Source organism: Pseudomonas sp. 25 R 14 (assembly GCF_900004755.1).
Lineage (GTDB): Bacteria > Pseudomonadota > Gammaproteobacteria > Pseudomonadales > Pseudomonadaceae > Aquipseudomonas > Aquipseudomonas brenneri.
In genome coordinates this window covers 30,024-46,911 of sequence record NZ_CVTS01000046.1, presented here as the reverse complement: position 1 = coordinate 46,911, position 16,888 = coordinate 30,024, and the positions used below count along the sequence as shown (strand labels likewise).

16 protein-coding genes and 1 pseudogene are annotated in these 16,888 nt (G+C 59.3%); 14 read left to right on the top strand and 3 right to left on the bottom strand.

Translation table 11 applies throughout. The features are described 5' to 3' along the window. The first annotated feature begins 85 nt into the window (after positions 1-85). From BFQ03_RS15575 to BFQ03_RS15560, 4 genes are all read left to right on the top strand, one after another. A complete protein-coding gene (locus BFQ03_RS15575) occupies positions 86-1,384 on the top strand; it encodes a serine/threonine protein kinase (protein ID WP_065943511.1) in 1,299 nt (432 codons plus the stop codon). Continuing rightward, positions 1,377-2,165 (top strand): MlaA family lipoprotein, encoded by a 789-nt coding sequence (locus tag BFQ03_RS15570; protein ID WP_032859157.1) that lies wholly within the window; start codon positions 1,377-1,379, stop codon positions 2,163-2,165. Before BFQ03_RS15575 ends, BFQ03_RS15570 begins: the two co-directional genes overlap by 8 nt. Positions 2,166-2,357: 192 nt before the next feature. Next, positions 2,358-2,813, top strand: a complete 456-nt coding sequence (locus tag BFQ03_RS15565) for a hypothetical protein (protein WP_065943510.1) — start codon at positions 2,358-2,360, stop codon at positions 2,811-2,813. Between the two features lie 194 nt (positions 2,814-3,007). Continuing rightward, positions 3,008-4,108 (top strand): hypothetical protein, encoded by a 1,101-nt coding sequence (locus BFQ03_RS15560; protein ID WP_065943509.1) that lies wholly within the window; start codon positions 3,008-3,010, stop codon positions 4,106-4,108. 165 nt (positions 4,109-4,273) lie between these two features. Here BFQ03_RS15560 and BFQ03_RS15555 read toward each other — a convergent pair whose 3' ends face one another. Then, on the bottom strand, positions 4,274-5,194 hold the full coding sequence (locus tag BFQ03_RS15555; protein WP_065943508.1) for a DUF808 domain-containing protein: 921 nt from the start codon (positions 5,192-5,194) through the stop codon (positions 4,274-4,276). Positions 5,195-5,328: 134 nt separating this feature from the next. On the opposite strand from BFQ03_RS15555, the gene BFQ03_RS15550 reads away from it, so the two are divergent. Continuing rightward, positions 5,329-5,934, top strand: coding sequence for a TetR/AcrR family transcriptional regulator (locus BFQ03_RS15550; protein WP_065943507.1), 606 nt, complete (start codon positions 5,329-5,331; stop codon positions 5,932-5,934). Between the two features lie 211 nt (positions 5,935-6,145). Continuing rightward, positions 6,146-6,604 carry an REP-associated tyrosine transposase gene (locus tag BFQ03_RS15545; RefSeq protein ID WP_065943506.1) on the top strand — a complete coding sequence of 153 codons (459 nt, stop codon included), beginning with the start codon at positions 6,146-6,148 and terminating at the stop codon, positions 6,602-6,604. Positions 6,605-6,698: 94 nt separating this feature from the next. On the opposite strand, the gene BFQ03_RS15540 is transcribed toward BFQ03_RS15545, so the two are convergent. After that, entirely contained in the window at positions 6,699-7,139 is a 441-nt protein-coding gene (locus BFQ03_RS15540; protein WP_032859150.1) for a GlcG/HbpS family heme-binding protein, read from the bottom strand. Between the two features lie 267 nt (positions 7,140-7,406). Between BFQ03_RS15540 and gcl the strand changes: the two genes are divergently transcribed. The 5 genes from gcl (at position 7,407) to pyk (ending at position 13,911) form a co-directional block, all read left to right on the top strand. Beyond that, positions 7,407-9,182: a glyoxylate carboligase gene (gene gcl / locus BFQ03_RS15535; protein WP_032859149.1), complete on the top strand. Its 1,776-nt coding sequence runs from the start codon at positions 7,407-7,409 to the stop codon at positions 9,180-9,182. Between the two features lie 50 nt (positions 9,183-9,232). Beyond that, on the top strand, positions 9,233-10,015 hold the full coding sequence (hyi, locus tag BFQ03_RS15530; protein ID WP_032859147.1) for a hydroxypyruvate isomerase: 783 nt from the start codon (positions 9,233-9,235) through the stop codon (positions 10,013-10,015). A gap of 151 nt (positions 10,016-10,166) precedes the next feature. Next, positions 10,167-11,057 (top strand): 2-hydroxy-3-oxopropionate reductase, encoded by an 891-nt coding sequence (locus tag BFQ03_RS15525; protein ID WP_032859145.1) that lies wholly within the window; start codon positions 10,167-10,169, stop codon positions 11,055-11,057. A gap of 168 nt (positions 11,058-11,225) precedes the next feature. Continuing rightward, positions 11,226-12,506, top strand: coding sequence for a glycerate kinase type-2 family protein (locus tag BFQ03_RS15520; protein WP_032859144.1), 1,281 nt, complete (start codon positions 11,226-11,228; stop codon positions 12,504-12,506). Next, entirely contained in the window at positions 12,496-13,911 is a 1,416-nt protein-coding gene (gene pyk / locus BFQ03_RS15515; RefSeq protein ID WP_032859143.1) for a pyruvate kinase, read from the top strand. The genes BFQ03_RS15520 and pyk overlap by 11 nt, the downstream gene beginning before the upstream one ends. On the opposite strand, the pseudogene BFQ03_RS30675 reads toward pyk, so the two are convergent. Next, a pseudogene (locus BFQ03_RS30675) lies at positions 13,904-13,993 on the bottom strand (outer membrane lipoprotein carrier protein LolA); the annotation flags it as partial. The gene pyk and the pseudogene BFQ03_RS30675 sit on opposite strands and share 8 nt — an antisense overlap. 30 nt (positions 13,994-14,023) lie before the next feature. Here BFQ03_RS30675 and BFQ03_RS15510 point away from each other — a divergent pair. From BFQ03_RS15510 to BFQ03_RS15500, 3 genes are all read left to right on the top strand, one after another. After that, positions 14,024-14,899 carry an urea transporter gene (locus tag BFQ03_RS15510; protein WP_065943505.1) on the top strand — a complete coding sequence of 292 codons (876 nt, stop codon included), beginning with the start codon at positions 14,024-14,026 and terminating at the stop codon, positions 14,897-14,899. 31 nt (positions 14,900-14,930) lie between these two features. Further along, a complete protein-coding gene (locus BFQ03_RS15505; protein WP_032859137.1) occupies positions 14,931-15,755 on the top strand; it encodes an ion transporter in 825 nt (274 codons plus the stop codon). A gap of 93 nt (positions 15,756-15,848) precedes the next feature. After that, positions 15,849-16,853: a sulfate ABC transporter substrate-binding protein gene (locus BFQ03_RS15500; protein WP_032859134.1), complete on the top strand. Its 1,005-nt coding sequence runs from the start codon at positions 15,849-15,851 to the stop codon at positions 16,851-16,853. Positions 16,854-16,888: the final 35 nt, after the last annotated feature.

The window sequence follows — 16,888 nt, the reverse complement described above, 5'->3', positions numbered from 1 at the left end:
TGCAGATGGTTGGCACTTCGGCGATAACGCGGTGGTCATAGCCTGCGAACTTCATTCAGCACGTTTTCCTCTTAGGGATTTAGTCATGCTCCGTTCCTTGCGCTGTGCTGCCCTGTTGGGTGGCCTTTTTCTGAGTGCGTCAGCACTGGCGGTCGATGTCGACCCGGCCAGCTATGGCTACCCTTTGACCAACCCGTTCGAGGCGACCATCGCCACCACGCCACCGGATCTGCGGCCGGATTTGCCATCCATCGATGACATCAACCAATCCGACTACAGCCTGACCATGCGCCCGGAGCGTGAATTCAGCCTGCCCGACAACTTCTGGCCGGTGAAAAAACTCACCTACCGCATTGCCAAGCAAGACCGCGCCGCGCCGCTGATTTTCCTGATCGCCGGTACCGGCGCGCGCTTTGACAGCACCCTCAACGAATACCTGAAAAAGCTGTACTACAAGGCGGGTTACCACGTCGTCCAATTGTCGTCGCCCACCAGCTTTGACTTCATCAGCGCCGCCTCGCGCTTTGCCACCCCCGGCATCACCCAGGAAGACGCCGAGGACATGTACCGCGTAATGCAGGCCGTACGCGCACAAAATGCCACGCTGCCGGTCACCGATTTCTACCTCACCGGCTACAGCCTGGGTGCGCTGGACGCGGCATTCGTCAGCAAGCTGGACGAGACCCGCCGCAGCTTCAACTTCAAGAAAGTGTTGCTGCTCAACCCGCCGGTCAACCTCTACACCTCCATCACCAACCTCGACAAGCTGGTGCAGACCGAGGTCAAGGGCATCAACAACAGCACGACTTTCTATGAGTTGGTACTGGCCAAACTGACCCGCTACTTCCAGGAAAAGGGCTATATCGACCTTAACGACGCCCTGCTCTACGACTTCCAGAACTCCAAGGAGCACCTGACCAACGAGCAGATGGCGATGCTGATCGGCACCTCGTTCCGCTTCTCGGCGGCCGATATCGCCTTCACTTCGGACCTGATCAACCGTCGCGGCCTGATCATACCGCCCAAGTACCCGATCACCGAAAGCACCAGCCTCACACCATTCCTCAAGCGTGCCCTGCAGTGTGATTTCGACTGCTACCTCACCGAACAGGTAATCCCGATGTGGCGCGCCCGCTCCGACGGCGGCAGCCTGCTGCAACTGGTCGATCAGGTCAGCCTGTATGCCCTTGAGGACTATCTGCGCGACAGCCCGAAAATCGCCGTAATGCACAACGCCGACGACGTGATCCTCGGCCCTGGCGACCTGGGCTTCTTGCGCAAGACGTTCGGCGATCGCTTGACCGTCTACCCACTGGGCGGCCACTGCGGCAACCTCAATTACCGCGTCAACGCCGACGCCATGCTGGAGTTCTTCCGTGGCTAAACATCTCCTGCTTCTTGCGGCCTTACTCTGTGCAGGCGTTGCCAACGCGGACAACAGCAAGGCTCACGCGCCGACCGTGGTTGATCAGGATGGCTTCAAGGAGCCCTTGAGCAAACTCAAGTTCAACCCCGGCCTGGACCAGCGCGAGTTCGAGCGCTCGACCCTCAACGCCCTCAACGTCTATGACCCGTTGGAGTCGTGGAACCGTCGGGTGTACCACTTCAACTATCGCTTCGACCAATGGGTGTTCCTGCCGGTGGTCGACGGCTATCGCTACGTCACCCCAAGTTTCCTGCGCACGGGCGTCAGCAATTTCTTCAACAACCTGGGCGATGTGCCCAACCTGCTGAACAGCTTGCTGCAACTCAAGGGCCACCGCTCCCTGGAAACCACTGGCCGCCTGCTGGTCAACACCACCCTCGGCATCGCCGGCCTGTGGGACCCGGCGACCGCCATGGGCCTGCCGCGCCAAAGCGAAGATTTCGGCCAGACCCTGGGTTTCTACGGCGTGCCCGGTGGAGCCTACCTGGTCCTGCCGATCCTCGGCCCGTCAAACCTGCGCGACACCGGCGGCCTGCTGGTGGACTACACCGCCGAATCGCAGATCAACTTCCTCAACGTCGCCGAAGTCAGCTCCAACCACCCGGAAATCTGGGCCCTGCGTGCGGTAGACAAGCGCTACCAGACGAGCTTTCGCTACGGCCAGATGAACTCGCCGTTCGAGTATGAAAAAGTTCGGTACGTGTACAGCGAGTCGCGAAAACTACAAATAGCAGAGTAATACTCGGTACAAACAAAAAGGCCATCGAACACCTCGATGGCCTTTTTTAATGCGCGCAGGAGTCACTTTCGGTACCACTCGGAACCCTTTCGTACATGTTTGCCACGTACATCCTGGCACGCGCGCTGATACGCCTGACAAACAACAGGCTGACTGCGCTGCCTACCTCGAACTTTCCAGTGGAATTTCAACATGACGATATCTGGTATCACCCCCCCTACCGTCCCCAGCTCAGTGACAATCGAGCCCCAGACTTCAACTACGTCCAACCAACAAGCCCCCAAAGGCGCCCATGGCCGACCTGCCGGCGATACTCGCAGCGCAGAACAAATCTTCAAGGACAACCCGATCCTGAAAGATGTTCTTAAACAAAACGGTCCTTTTGCGAACAACTTCTTCAATCAACTCAAGAATCAAACCGGCGACTGGAGCCCTGCCAACCGCAACCCCGAATCACGCGCCGATGCTGCCTATAACCTGGCTGAGGTGGTCAACCACCTAAATGGCCGCGCAGATATCAAGCGCCAGGATCCGGCCCAACAGAACGATCAACACATACAAGGCTTCGGCCAGTTCGGTAGTGTTTCAGCAGGATCGGAAGCACAAAAGCTCAAGGCTTTCAGTGAAAAAGGCTACAGCGCGCTGTAACAATCCAATTAGCGTCACTTTTTGGCCAGGCTCTCTCAAATAGAGAGCCATTAGCCTACTCGCCACCCCCCTCCCAAGGCACGCCATAGTTTGTTCGCTACCAACATCCAAATCCTGCATGTTGACTTTGTTTCTTTCTATATAGTTATTACCAGACCAGGGAGCCACGGCCTCACGCTCCAATAGTTAACACTATGAATCAGAAACACATGGAACCACACAGCCCTGCCGACCAATACAATATAAAAATACTGATTTTCTTCACGCACAAATTTCCACTAACAAAAACCAACAAAAGGCCAACTATGGATATCAATCTTACCCCCGCTATCGGCACAACCTCTTTAAAAAGCATCGACCACACTAACAGCATAGACACCGACACATTCAAATCGACACAAAACAGTGAAGCACTACATACCGAGCGCTTCAGCCATAACGTCCACCTACCAGCGGCACTAAGAGGCCCGGACAGCGCGGTGCGTCCGACAGGCGCAACGGGTCGGCCGGAAGGCGATCGCCGAACGGCCGAAGACATCATCAATGCCAACCCCACCCTAAAAAATCTGAACCTCGAACCAACTATCTATAAAAATGAAGCCATAGAGAGGCCTCTAACGAATAGCTACCTCAACGGTATTTATAAACATACCGGGGACTGGTCAGAGAACAACACAAACCCGGAGTCCCGAGCCGATGCTGCATACAACGCTGCTCGTTTGTTCAACTTTATAGACTCACCGGATGCACACACTGTGCGTTTCGGCCAACACAACGACGGTTTTCTTTCTGGTTTACTACCCTCGAATCGTACTGAAAAACACTCAGAACATGCCTTGCTCTCTGAATTTATCGAAAAAGGCTATTCAAGCCTGATATACAAAGGTGAACAGCAAGTTCTCAAAGCGCCAACCTACCCAACAGGTCGCCCACGGGGAGATAGTAGAACAGCAGAAGAGCTTATAAATGACAACAAGAAAACTTTTGAGAAAATTGAATTTTTCTTCAATAAAAATGCTCATATCAGAGACAACGACTTAACCTTCAACAATCTAGTTGGCGACTGGAGTGCACACAACCGCGACCCGGAATCACGTGCCGACGCACTCTATGACATCATTACTGCTTTTAACTACGTTGAAAGCTTGAAAGGAGGAGAAAATATAAATATCACCTCAGAAAACCCTCTAGGTGATGTTACACCCGGTACCAGATACGGAGGCTATCGTACAAAAGCAGATATGTTTTCCAGTTTTTTTCATATTGGTTACCAGGCATTCAGATCTGTTTTGTGACAAGGTCCAGACATAAAGCCAGACCCAAGCCATAACACCGACAGAACGGTGGCTGACTATCGCTCTGTAAAAGAAACTGCCCGAGAAACCATGCTCAAACACCCCTTATCAGCGCCGAGCACCAGCACAAACTGTGCCGTTGCCCAAAAAGCGTCGCCTGTCTCTCTATGGCTTGGCTTTCAAACTCCTCCAGAGCTTGCTCACCACCGAGACCAGCGCCAGAACCACCGCCCCGGCAATGACCCCCGCGATGGCATTGAGCAAGGTTGGCATCAACCAGGTGATCCCCCCAATACTCTGGCTCACGCTCTCAATCCAGTGATGCACCGCAGGCACGCCATGGGTCAGGATACCGCCACCGACCATGAACATCGCCGCGGTGCCTATCACCGAGAGGCTTTTCATCATGTACGGCGCGGTTCGCAGAAGCCCGTTGCCAATATCGCGTACCAATTGGCCGGGCTTTTGCGCCATCCACAGGCCCAGGTCATCGAGTTTGACGATGCCGGCCACCAAACCATAGACCCCCACGGTCATGACCAGAGCAATGCCCGACAGCACGATCACTTGCTGCATCAACGGTGCATCGGCCACGGTGCCCAGGGTGATGGCAATGATTTCTGCCGAGAGGATAAAGTCGGTACGGATCGCGCCCTTGATCTTGTCTTTCTCGAACGCCACCAGGTCCGTTGCGGGATCGGCCACCGCTTCGACCAACTGGGCATGCTGGGCCTGATCGTCCGCCTTGCTGTGCAGGAATTTGTGCGCGAGCTTTTCAAAGCCTTCAAAACACAGATAGGCACCGCCGAGCATCAACAACGGCGTGACCGCCCACGGTGCAAAGGCGCTGATCAGCAACGCGGCGGGGACCAGGATCAGTTTATTGACAAACGAGCCCTTGGCGACGGCCCATACCACCGGGATTTCCCGCTCGGCGCGCACGCCAGAGACTTGCTGGGCATTGAGCGCCAGATCGTCCCCCAGCACCCCGGCGGTTTTCTTGGCGGCCATTTTTGTCATCAAGGCCACATCGTCGAGTACCGCCGCGATGTCATCAATCAAAACCAACAAGCTGCTTCCTGCCATGAATCGGACGTCCTTAATGTGGGATATTTCTCAGCATAGCGTGGTACAAGGCGTCACGGGCACATTCTTGAGGCTCGCGGATCGCCGGTGCTACCATGCGCAACCGCCTGTCCTGGCAAGGAATCATCTGGTCTATGAGCACCATTCGCGAGCGCAACAAAGAACTGATCCTGCGGGCTGCCAGCGAGGAGTTTGCCGACAAGGGCTTCGCCGCGACCAAAACCAGTGATATCGCCGCCAAGGCCGGGTTGCCCAAACCCAATGTCTATTACTACTTCAAGTCCAAGGACAACCTCTACCGCGAGGTGCTCGAAAGCATCATCGAGCCGATCCTGGCCGCTTCCACACCCTTCAATCCGGATGGCGATCCCAGGCAAGTGCTGAGCGGCTACATCCGCTCGAAAATCAGCATCTCCCGCGACCTGCCGTTTGCCTCAAAAGTGTTCGCCAGCGAAATCATGCACGGCGCACCGCACCTGAGCTCCGAACAGGTGGAACAGCTTAACGCCCAGGCCAAGCACAACATCCAATGCATCCAGAGCTGGGTAGATCGCGGCCTGATCGCCGCCATTGACCCCAATCACCTGATGTTCAGCATCTGGGCGGCCACCCAGACCTATGCCGATTTTGACTGGCAGATCTCAGCGGTCACGGGCAAGGCCAAGCTGGATGAGGCCGATTATGAAGCGGCGGCGCAGACGATTATCCGGTTGGTGTTGAAGGGGTGTGAGCCGGACTGATAGACCGTGGTGTGGCCAAGATTCGCGAGCAAGCCCGCTCCCCCATTTGGATCTGCGCCAGACACAGATTGTATGAACACCGCAAAGCCAATGTGGGAGCGGGCTTGCTCGCGAATGCGCCCTCCCAGACACATCCCGCCAAAAGCCTGCCCATCAGCCTCAGACTCCCCGATCTAGCCTCTCAAGACCCCATCTGAAGAGAGGCAACGGAATGCCTGATCGAGCCACCTCACACCGCCTACGCATTGGCCGGTTCAACGAAACCAACCGCACCTACCTGATCACCACCAACACCCACGAACGCGTGCCGATCTTCAGCGACTTCTACCTGGGACGCCTGGTGGTCTGGCAGTTCAGGCTCGCCCACTATCAAGGGCTGGCGCACTCCCTGGCCTGGGTGGTGATGCCCGACCATTTCCACTGGCTGATCGAACTGCAAAAAGGCTCGCTGGGTGACTTGATGTGCCAGGTCAAATCCAAAAGCACTCGATCAGTCAACGGCGCCACTGGCCGCAAGGGTCGGCTTTGGCAGACCAGCTTTCATGATCGCGCGCTGCGCAAGGAAGATGACCTGGTGAAGATGGCCAGGTATGTGGTGGCCAATCCATTGAGGGCGGGATTGGTGGAGAGGGTTGGCGACTATCCGCTGTGGGATGCGGTTTGGGTATAGATGCAAGACCGAGTCGCCGCTTTCGCGAGCAAGCCCGCTCCCACCATGTGGGAGCGGGCTTGCTCGCGAAGAGGCCCTCCCAGTCACTACAAAATCAAGCACTCACCCCCGCATCCGCCAACAACCCCACCCCCTCGATCGCACTGATCGCGCACTGCTCATCAATATCCGACGTATCCCCACTGATCCCGATCGCCCCCAGCACCAACCCCGCCTGATCGCGAATCAACACCCCACCCGGCGCCGGCACTACACCGCCCTGCCCCAGGCTGTTCAAGGCGGCAATAAACGCCGGTCGCTGCTGTGCATCCAGTGCCAGCAAGCGCGAGCCTTTGCCCAGGGCAATCGCGCCCCAGGCCTTGCCGATGGCAATTTGCGGGCGCAGCAGGCTGGCACCGTCTTCTCGTTGCAGGGTGATCAGATGTCCGCCGCTGTCGAGCACCGCGATGGTCAGCGGTGCAGCGGCAATGGTGCGGCCTGCGGTGATGGCCTGGCTGACCAGGTTGACTGCGACTTTCAAGGTTAAAGCGCTCATGGGTGCCGTCCTTATTTTGTTATTGAGAAAGCCTGGGGGCTCTGACTGATCAGAAGCCTGATACGACAAATAGATCACAATAGATTTATTTTTTGTATACAATTTTTCGAAATATACGCACCATACGTCGAAATACTCCCTGCAAAATGCCTTCCGACGAATGCACAGACGCTAGAACAAAATGGATTGACCTGCGCTGCTCGCCGTGAATACACTTTGACAAAACCTACTTGTATACAATTACAAAACGCAAGAGGCACCAAAACCATGAGCAAAATGAGAGCAATCGAAGCCGCCGTTCTGGTGATGCGCCGTGAGGGTGTGGACACCGCCTTCGGCATCCCAGGTGCCGCGATCAACCCGTTGTATTCGGCCCTGCAAAAGGTCGGCGGCATCGATCACGTCCTCGCTCGCCACGTGGAAGGCGCTTCGCACATGGCCGAGGGTTACACCCGTACCAAGGCCGGTAATATCGGCGTGTGCATCGGTACTTCGGGCCCCGCGGGCACCGATATGGTCACCGGCCTGTACAGTGCCTCGGCGGATTCGATCCCGATCCTGTGCATCACCGGGCAAGCACCGCGGGCCCGGATGCACAAGGAAGATTTCCAGGCCGTGGATATCACCAGCATCGTCAAGCCGGTGACCAAGTGGGCAACCACCGTGCTGGAACCAGGCCAAGTGCCCTATGCGTTCCAGAAAGCCTTTTATGAAATGCGTTCCGGCCGCCCTGGCCCGGTGTTGATCGATTTGCCATTCGACGTGCAGATGGCCGAAATCGAGTTCGATATCGACGCCTACCAGCCATTGCCACTGGCCAAGCCACTGGCTACCCGCATCCAGGTCGAGAAAGCCCTGGCCATGCTCGATCAAGCCGAGCGCCCGCTGCTGGTCAGCGGTGGCGGCGTGATCAATGCCGATGCCAGCGAGTTGCTGGTGGAGTTCGCCGAACTGACCGGTATCCCGGTGATCCCGACCCTGATGGGCTGGGGCACCATCCCCGACGATCACCCGCTGATGGTGGGCATGGTCGGTCTGCAAACCTCGCACCGCTACGGCAACGCGACGATGCTCAAGTCGGACGTGGTGCTGGGCGTCGGTAACCGCTGGGCCAACCGCCATACCGGTTCGGTGGAGGTGTACACCGAGGGCCGCAAGTTCATTCACGTTGACATCGAGCCAACACAAATCGGCCGCGTGTTCACCCCGGACCTGGGCATCGTCTCCGACGCCGGCGCCGCACTGACAATGTTTATCGAAGTGGCCCGCGAGTGGAAAGCCGCCGGCAAGCTCAAGGACCGCAGCGCCTGGCTGCATGATTGCCAGCAGCGCAAAGCCACCCTGCACCGCAAGACCCACTTCGACAACGTACCGGTCAAGCCGCAACGCGTGTATGAAGAGATGAACCAGGTGTTCGGCAAAGACACTTGCTACGTCAGCACCATCGGCCTGTCACAGATTGCCGGCGCGCAGTTCCTGCACGTCTACAAGCCGCGCCACTGGATCAACTGCGGCCAGGCCGGCCCGCTGGGCTGGACCATTCCGGCTGCGCTGGGCGTGGTCAAGGCCGACCCGAGCCGCAAGGTGGTGGCACTGTCGGGCGACTATGACTTCCAGTTCATGATCGAAGAGCTGGCCGTGGGCGCGCAGTTCAAGCTGCCGTACATCCACGTGGTGGTGAACAACTCCTACCTGGGGCTGATCCGCCAGGCCCAACGTGGGTTTGAAATGGACTACTGCGTGCAGCTGTCTTTCGACAACCTCAACGCCCCGGAACTCAACGGCTATGGTGTTGACCACGTCGCCGTCGCCGAAGGCCTGGGTTGCAAGGCCCTGCGCGTGTTCGAACCGGCACAGATCCAGCCGGCGTTGCGCAAGGCTCAGGAAATGATCGAGGAATTCAAGGTTCCGGTGATCGTTGAGATTATTCTGGAGCGTGTGACCAATATTTCCATGGGCACCGAGATCAACGCCGTCAACGAATTCGAAGACCTGGCACTGGTGGGCAATGACGCGCCTACCGCGATTTCACTGCTCGATTAATGACTGCACGTTCCCGCGTCCGACGCGGGAACGCTTTTGAGGAGATTCCCATGCCGCGTTTTGCCGCCAACCTGTCCATGCTGTTCACCGAGCAGGACTTCCTTGCCCGCTTCAAAGCCGCCGCCGACGCAGGTTTCAGTGGTGTGGAATACCTGTTCCCCTACGAGTTCAGCTCCGCCGAAATCAAGGCGCAGCTTGACGCCCACGGTCTGACCCAAGTGCTGTTCAACCTGCCGGCCGGTGACTGGGCCAACGGTGAGCGCGGCCTGGCCTGCCACCCGGATCGGGTCGAGGAGTTCCGTGCCGGCGTCAACCTGGCCATCGCCTATGCCCAGGTGCTGGGCAATACCCAGATCAACTGCCTGGCCGGCATCCGTCCACAAGGCCTGGATGACGCTAGCGTCGAAAAAACCTTCGTCGCCAACCTCAAGTACGCCGCCGACAAGCTGCAAGCGGTGGGTATCAAGCTGGTGATGGAAGCGATCAACACTCGCGATATCCCTGGCTTCTACCTGAACAACACGGCGCAGGCCCTGGCGATCCGTGAACAGGTGGGCAGCGCCAACCTGTTCCTGCAATACGACATCTATCACATGCAAATCATGGAAGGCGACCTGGCCCGCACCATGGCAACGCACCTGGATCAGATCAACCATATCCAGTTGGCGGACAACCCCGGGCGCAACGAGCCGGGCACGGGCGAGATCAACTATCGCTTCCTGTTCGAACACCTGGACCGCATCGGGTATCAGGGCTGGGTGGGCTGCGAGTACAAGCCGCTGACCACGACCCAAGCCGGTCTTGGCTGGCTCAAGACCCATAACGCGATCTGACCAACACCATAAAAACCTGTAGGAGCTGGCTTGCCTGCGATGCAGACACCTCGGTGTATCAGGCATACCCAGGTGAAGCCATCGCAGGCAAGCCAGCTCCTACAGGGGGCAGTGCACAACCTGCATAACGAATAAAAAGAGGATTTTGATCATGGCTAAAATCGGCTTTATCGGCACCGGCATCATGGGCCAACCCATGGCCGCGAACCTGCAGAAAGCAGGTCACCAACTGTTCCTCTCCGAGCATCACGGCAAGGCACCCGCCGAACTGGTCGCCGCTGGCGCCGTGGCCCTGGCCAACCCGCAGCAAGTGGCCCAGGAAGCAGAATTTATCATTGTCATGGTGCCCGACACCCCACAGGTCGACGACGTACTGTTCCGTGCCGATGGCGTGGCGGCCGGCCTGTCACCGAACAAAGTGGTGATCGACATGAGTTCGATCTCGCCCACCGCCACCAAGGCGTTTGCCGCGAAGATCAACGCCACCGGCGCGCAATACCTCGACGCCCCGGTATCCGGCGGTGAAGTCGGCGCCAAGGCCGGGACCCTGAGCATCATGGTCGGCGGCGCGCCACAGACCTTCGAACGCGCCCTGCCACTGTTCCAGAGCATGGGCAAGAACATCACCCTGGTGGGCGGCAATGGCGACGGCCAGACCGCCAAGGTGGCGAACCAGATCATCGTCGCCCTGAACATCCAGGCCGTGGCCGAAGCGCTGCTGTTCGCCTCGAAAAACGGTGCAGACCCCGCCAAGGTGCGCGAAGCGCTGATGGGTGGCTTCGCCTCGTCGAAGATCCTCGAAGTGCATGGCGAGCGGATGATCAAGGGCACCTTCGACCCGGGTTTCCGCATCAACCTGCACCAGAAGGATTTGAACCTGGCCCTGGCCGGCGCCAAGGAACTGGGGATCAACCTGCCCAACACCGCCGGCACCCAACAAGTGTTCAGCACCTGCACCGCGATCGGCGGCGGCAACTGGGACCACTCGGCGCTGATCAAGGGCCTGGAGCATATGGCGAATTTCTCGATTCGCGATAAGTAACCTCCCCTTTTGGAAAGCAATACCTTGTGGGAGCTGGCTTGCCTGCGATAGCGGTCTTTGAGTGACAGATTAATCGCCCCACACACCGCTATCGCAGGCAAGCCAGCTCCCACATTTTGATTGCATTCCACATTTCAAATCCAATAACAAGAATCCGGGAGCCCGCTTATGTCGGTCGATCCGCAACACCTGCTTCGCGAGCTGTTTGCCACAGCCATCGACGCAGCCCACCCCCGGCAAGTCCTCGAGCCTTATCTGCCTGCCGACCGCAGCGGCCGCGTGATCGTGATCGGCGCGGGCAAAGCCGCCGCCGCCATGGCCCTGGTCGTGGAAAACAGCTGGCAAGGCCAAGTCTCGGGCCTGGTGGTCACCCGCTACGGCCACGGCGCCCCCTGCCAGAAAATCGAAGTGGTCGAAGCCGCGCACCCGGTGCCCGATGCCGCCGGCCAGGCCGTGGCCAAACGCGTGCTGGAGCTGATCAGCAACCTCAACGAAGACGACCGCGTGATCTTCCTCTTGTCCGGCGGTGGCTCGGCCCTGCTGGCCTTGCCGGCAGCGGGAATTACCCTGGCCGACAAGCAGGCGATCAACAAAGCCCTGCTCAAATCCGGCGCGACCATTGGCGAGATGAATTGTGTGCGCAAGCACCTCTCGGCAATCAAGGGCGGGCGATTGGCCAAGGCGTCCTGGCCCGCCACCGTCTACACCTATGCGATTTCCGATGTACCGGGTGATCAAGCCACAGTGATTGCCTCCGGCCCCACCGTGGGCGACCCGAGCACCTCGCAACAAGCGCTGGCGATCCTCAAGCGTTACCAGATCGACATCCCGGCCTCGGTGCGCAGTTGGTTGCAGAGCCCTGAGTCGGAGACCGTCAAACCCGGCGATCCGTGCCTTGCGCGCAGCCATTTCCAGCTGATCGCGCGGCCACAACAATCTTTGGAAGCCGTGGCGGTAAAAGTGCGCCAGGCCGGTTTCAGCCCGCTGATCCTCGGCGACCTGGAAGGCGAAGCGCGGGACGTGGCCAAGGTCCACGCCGGCATCACCCGGCAGATCATCCAGCACGGCCAGCCACTGGCAGCGCCCTGCGTGATCCTGTCCGGCGGCGAAACCACCGTGACCGTACGCGGCAATGGCCGTGGCGGACGCAACGCCGAGTTCCTGCTGAGCCTGACCGACAGCCTCAAGGGCCTGCCCGGTGTCTACGCGCTGGCCGGGGACACTGACGGCATCGACGGTTCCGAAGACAACGCCGGGGCGATCATGACCCCCACCAGCTATGCCCGTGCCGAAGCCCTGGGCCTGTCGGCCAGCGATGAGTTGGACAACAACAATGGCTACGGCTATTTCGCGGCACTCGACGCGTTGATCGTCACCGAGCCGACCCGGACCAACGTCAACGACTTGCGCGCCATTCTGATCCTTGAGAGTCCTGAACATGACGCCTGACAAGAAGGTTAAAATCCTCGCCACCCTGGGACCGGCCACCGACGGTATCGATGACATCCGCGAACTGGTGGAAGCCGGGGTGAACATCTTCCGCCTCAACTTCAGCCATGGCGACCACGCCGACCATGCCCAGCGCTACCAGTGGATCCGCCAGGTCGAGCGGCAATTGAACTACCCCCTCGGCATCCTGATGGACTTGCAAGGGCCCAAGCTGCGCGTCGGCCGGTTTGCCGAAGGCAAGGTGCAACTGGTGCGCGGCCAGGCCCTGCGCCTGGACCTGGACGACACCCCGGGCGACCAGCGCCGGGTCAACCTGCCGCACCCGGAAATCATCGCCGCCCTTGAACCGGGCATGGACCTGTTGCTGGACGACGGCAAGCTGCGCCTGCGGGTGACCGCCAAATACAGCGACGCCATCGACACTACCGTGCTCAACGGTGGCGAATTGTCGGACCGTAAAGGCGTGAACGTGCCACAAGCCTTGCTGGAGTTGAGCCCATTGACCGCCAAGGATCGGCGTGACCTGAGCTTTGGCCTGGAGCTTGGGGTGGACTGGGTCGCCCTGTCGTTTGTGCAGCGCCCGGAAGACATCCGCGAAGCCCGCGAACTGATTGGCGACAAAGCCTACCTGATGGCCAAGATCGAGAAACCCTCGGCCGTGCAGCGTTTGCAGGAAATCGCCGAGCTGAGCGATGCAATCATGGTCGCCAGAGGGGACCTGGGCGTGGAAGTCCCGGCCGAAAGCGTGCCGCAAATCCAGAAAGACATCATCACCATCTGCCGCCAGTTGGGTAAACCGGTGGTGGTCGCCACACAGATGCTCGAATCCATGCGCTTCTCACCGGCCCCGACCCGCGCCGAAGTCACGGACGTGGCCAATGCCGTGGCCGAAGGCGCCGATGCGGTGATGCTCTCGGCCGAAACCGCCTCTGGCGAATACCCGCTGGAAGCCGTGCAGATGATGAGCAAGATCATCCGCCAGGTAGAGAACGGCCCGGATTACCAGACCCAACTGGATGTAAGCCGACCCAAGGCCGATGCCACGGTGTCCGACGCGATCAGCTGTGCGATCCGCCGGATCAGCAGCATCCTGCCGGTGGCGGTGCTAGTGAACTACAGCGAGTCCGGCACATCCACCCTGCGGGCAGCGCGGGAGCGGCCGGCGGTGCCGATCCTCAACCTCACGCCAAACCTGTCCACCGCCAGGCGCCTGAGCGTAGCCTGGGGCGTGCACTCGGTGGTCAATGATCGGTTGCGGCAGGTGGACGAGGTATGTTCCACCGCGCTGGAAATCGCCCAGGCCCAAGGCATGGCCCAGCGTGGGGATACGTTGTTGATCACGGCGGGGGTGCCCTTTGGGCAGCCGGGGTCGACCAACTCGCTGCGTATCGAGACGCTACTGTAGGAGCGAGCGTGCTCGCGAAAAAACTGAGAGCGACGCGTCCATTCAAAAAGTACGCGTCATCGTTAACGACCTTCGCGAGCAAGCTCGCTCCTACAGGGGAGCGACCACCACCATGTCCAACCCAACCTGCCCCGACTGGGCCGAAGCCCTGCTCAACGGTTTCAGCCAGATCTTCCTGCAGCGCCACCCGCTGTGTGGCCTGCTCTGCCTGCTGGCGATCCTGACCTGTGCCCCGGCCCTGCTCGGCGGTGCGCTGCTGGGCGGGGTCGCCGGTTTGCTCACGGCCCAGCGCCGTGACTATCCCAAGGCCGAGCGCCAGGCCGGGCTCTATAGCTACAACGGTGTGCTGCTGGGGTTGCTGATCAGCCAGCACTTTGCCTGGTCGGCACTGTTGCCGCCGCTGATCCTGGCGTGCGGCGGCCTGAGTGCGATCCTGACGCGCCAATGGATCAAGCGCGTGGCCCATAGCGATGACTTGCCCGCCTACACCGCGCCCTTTGTCGGTTTGAGCTGGCTGTTGCTCGGCACGGTCTCACCTGCGGCGTTGACGATCAGCCCGCCGGATACCCTGGTGTGGCTCGGCGCACCGCTGGTTGGCCTGGGGCAGATCGTCCTGCTCGATCAACCGTTGGCCGGCCTGTTGATTGCCTTCGGTTTATGGCTGGCTGACCGACGCGCGATGCTGTGGGCCTTGATCGGCGCCAGCAGCGGCGTGGCGATGGGCCTGTTGCTCGATGACCGCGCTGGCGCCCTGCTCGGCCTGCACAGCTATAACCCGGCACTCGCCGCCTTGGCCCTCAGCCAGTTCCGGCGCCAGCCCTGGCTGCCATTGTTCGGCATCCTGCTGGCAATCATCCTGACCCCAGGCTTCGCCGGCCTGCACCTGGCGCCGCTGACTGCGCCGTTTATCCTCGCCTGCTGGCTGGTACGCGCGACGCGGCGCCTGCTGCAAAGGCCCAACATGGACAGCCCGTTCGAATCCCCCTAGGCTTCGCAGACCTTCGATTCAGGCGAACTTCATGGACAGCAACAACGACTGGCGCCAGCGCCTCTACGTCATGGTATTCCAGAGCGACACCGCGGCCGGGCGGCGCTTCGACGGCATCCTGTTGCTGACCATACTCGCAAGCCTGGTGATCGTGATGCTCGACAGCATCGACCAGATCCACCAGAACTACGCCGATGTGCTGGCCTATATCGAATGGGGCTTCACCATCATCTTCGCCATCGAATACGGCCTGCGCCTGTATTGCTCGCCCAAACCGTTGCGCTATGCCTTCAGTTTCTACGGGCTGGTGGACTTGCTGGCCATCGTCCCCGGCATCCTTGCGCTGTACTACAGCGATGCCCAGTACCTGCTGATCATCCGCATCATCCGCATGTTGCGAATCTTCCGCGTGCTCAAGCTGGGTCCGTATCTCAAGCAGGCCAACTACCTGATGTCGGCGCTGCGCGGCAGCAAGCAGAAGATCGTGGTGTTCCTGGTCAGCGTGTGCACCCTGGTCACCGTGTTCGGTACCTTGATGTATGTGATTGAAGGCCCGGAACACGGCTTTACCAGCATCCCCAAGGGCATCTACTGGGCTATCGTGACCCTGACCACCGTGGGCTTTGGCGATATCGTGCCCAAGACCCCGCTGGGCCAGGTGATTTCGTCGCTGGTGATGATCACCGGTTACTCGATCATCGCCGTACCCACCGGGATTTTTACCGCCGAGCTGGCCAACGCCATGCGCGGCGAGCAACTGCAACACGATTGCCCGGTGTGCAAGAAAAGCAGCCATGAACCCAACGCAGCCTTTTGCTCACGTTGTGGCAACGGGCTTTATCGCAAAGCAGAATAAGCAAAGTTCTTTTTAATCTTTAAGCGTCTATGCCGCCCCGGCTATAGTCGTGGGCTATAAGCCACTACCTTCTCGAACAACAAGGAATGAGCAGTGAAAAAACTCGTTAGCGCTTCTCTCCTGGCCGCCGGCCTCGCCCTGTCTATCGGCGCCCAGGCCGCATCGACCACCCTGCTCAACGTCTCCTACGACGTGATGCGCGACTTCTACAAGGATTACAACGCCGCGTTCCAGAAGCACTGGCAAGCCGAGCACCCAGACGACAAGCTGACCTTGCAGATGTCCTTCGGTGGTTCCAGCAAACAGGCACGCTCGGTGATCGACGGCCTGCCGGCTGACGTGATCACCATGAACATGGCCACCGACATCAACGCCCTGGCGGACAACGGCAAACTGGTGCCCGATAACTGGGTCACGCGCCTGCCGAACAACAGCGCGCCGTTCACCTCCGCCACCGTGTTCATCGTGCGCAAGGGCAACCCCAAGGCTCTGAAAGACTGGCCGGACCTGCTCAAGGATGGCGTACAAGTGATCGTGCCCAACCCCAAGACCTCCGGGAACGGGCGCTACACCTACCTGTCGGCCTGGGGTTATGTGCTGAAGAACGGCGGCGATGAAAACAAGGCCAAGGAGTTTGTCGGCAAGCTGTTCAAACAAGCACCGGTGCTCGATACCGGTGGCCGTGCCGCCACCACGACCTTCATGACCAACCAGATCGGCGACGTGCTGGTGACCTTTGAAAACGAAGCAGAAATGATTGCCCGTGAATTCGGTCGTGATCAGTTCGAAGTGATCTACCCAAGCGTCTCTGCCGAAGCCGAGCCGCCGGTGTCGGTCGTCGACAAAGTGGTCGACAAAAAAGGCACCCGTACAGTGGCCGATGACTACCTCAAATACCTGTGGTCGCCAGAAGGCCAGGAAATCGCCGCCAACAATTACCTGCGTCCGCGTGACCCGGCGGTACTGGCCAAGTACACCGACCGCTTCCCGAAAGTCGACTTCCTGTCCGTGGAGAAGACCTTTGGTGACTGGCGCACCGTGCAGAAGACCCACTTCAATGATGGCGGGGTGTTTGACCAGATCTACAGCGGCCAATAACTGACCGTGAGAGCCGGCTTGTGTGGGAGCGGCGG

Coding starts and splice junctions, on each gene's coding strand:
- BFQ03_RS15575 (WP_065943511.1), top strand. CDS start 86: ATGCTCCGTTCCTTGCGCTGTGCTGCCCTGTTGGGTGGCCTTTTTCTG.
- BFQ03_RS15565 (WP_065943510.1), top strand. CDS start 2,358: ATGACGATATCTGGTATCACCCCCCCTACCGTCCCCAGCTCAGTGACA.
- BFQ03_RS15560 (WP_065943509.1), top strand. CDS start 3,008: ATGAATCAGAAACACATGGAACCACACAGCCCTGCCGACCAATACAAT.
- BFQ03_RS15555 (WP_065943508.1), bottom strand. CDS start 5,194: ATGGCAGGAAGCAGCTTGTTGGTTTTGATTGATGACATCGCGGCGGTA.
- BFQ03_RS15550 (WP_065943507.1), top strand. CDS start 5,329: ATGAGCACCATTCGCGAGCGCAACAAAGAACTGATCCTGCGGGCTGCC.
- BFQ03_RS15545 (WP_065943506.1), top strand. CDS start 6,146: ATGCCTGATCGAGCCACCTCACACCGCCTACGCATTGGCCGGTTCAAC.
- BFQ03_RS15540 (WP_032859150.1), bottom strand. CDS start 7,139: ATGAGCGCTTTAACCTTGAAAGTCGCAGTCAACCTGGTCAGCCAGGCC.
- gcl (WP_032859149.1), top strand. CDS start 7,407: ATGAGCAAAATGAGAGCAATCGAAGCCGCCGTTCTGGTGATGCGCCGT.
- hyi (WP_032859147.1), top strand. CDS start 9,233: ATGCCGCGTTTTGCCGCCAACCTGTCCATGCTGTTCACCGAGCAGGAC.
- BFQ03_RS15525 (WP_032859145.1), top strand. CDS start 10,167: ATGGCTAAAATCGGCTTTATCGGCACCGGCATCATGGGCCAACCCATG.
- BFQ03_RS15520 (WP_032859144.1), top strand. CDS start 11,226: ATGTCGGTCGATCCGCAACACCTGCTTCGCGAGCTGTTTGCCACAGCC.
- pyk (WP_032859143.1), top strand. CDS start 12,496: ATGACGCCTGACAAGAAGGTTAAAATCCTCGCCACCCTGGGACCGGCC.
- BFQ03_RS15510 (WP_065943505.1), top strand. CDS start 14,024: ATGTCCAACCCAACCTGCCCCGACTGGGCCGAAGCCCTGCTCAACGGT.
- BFQ03_RS15505 (WP_032859137.1), top strand. CDS start 14,931: ATGGACAGCAACAACGACTGGCGCCAGCGCCTCTACGTCATGGTATTC.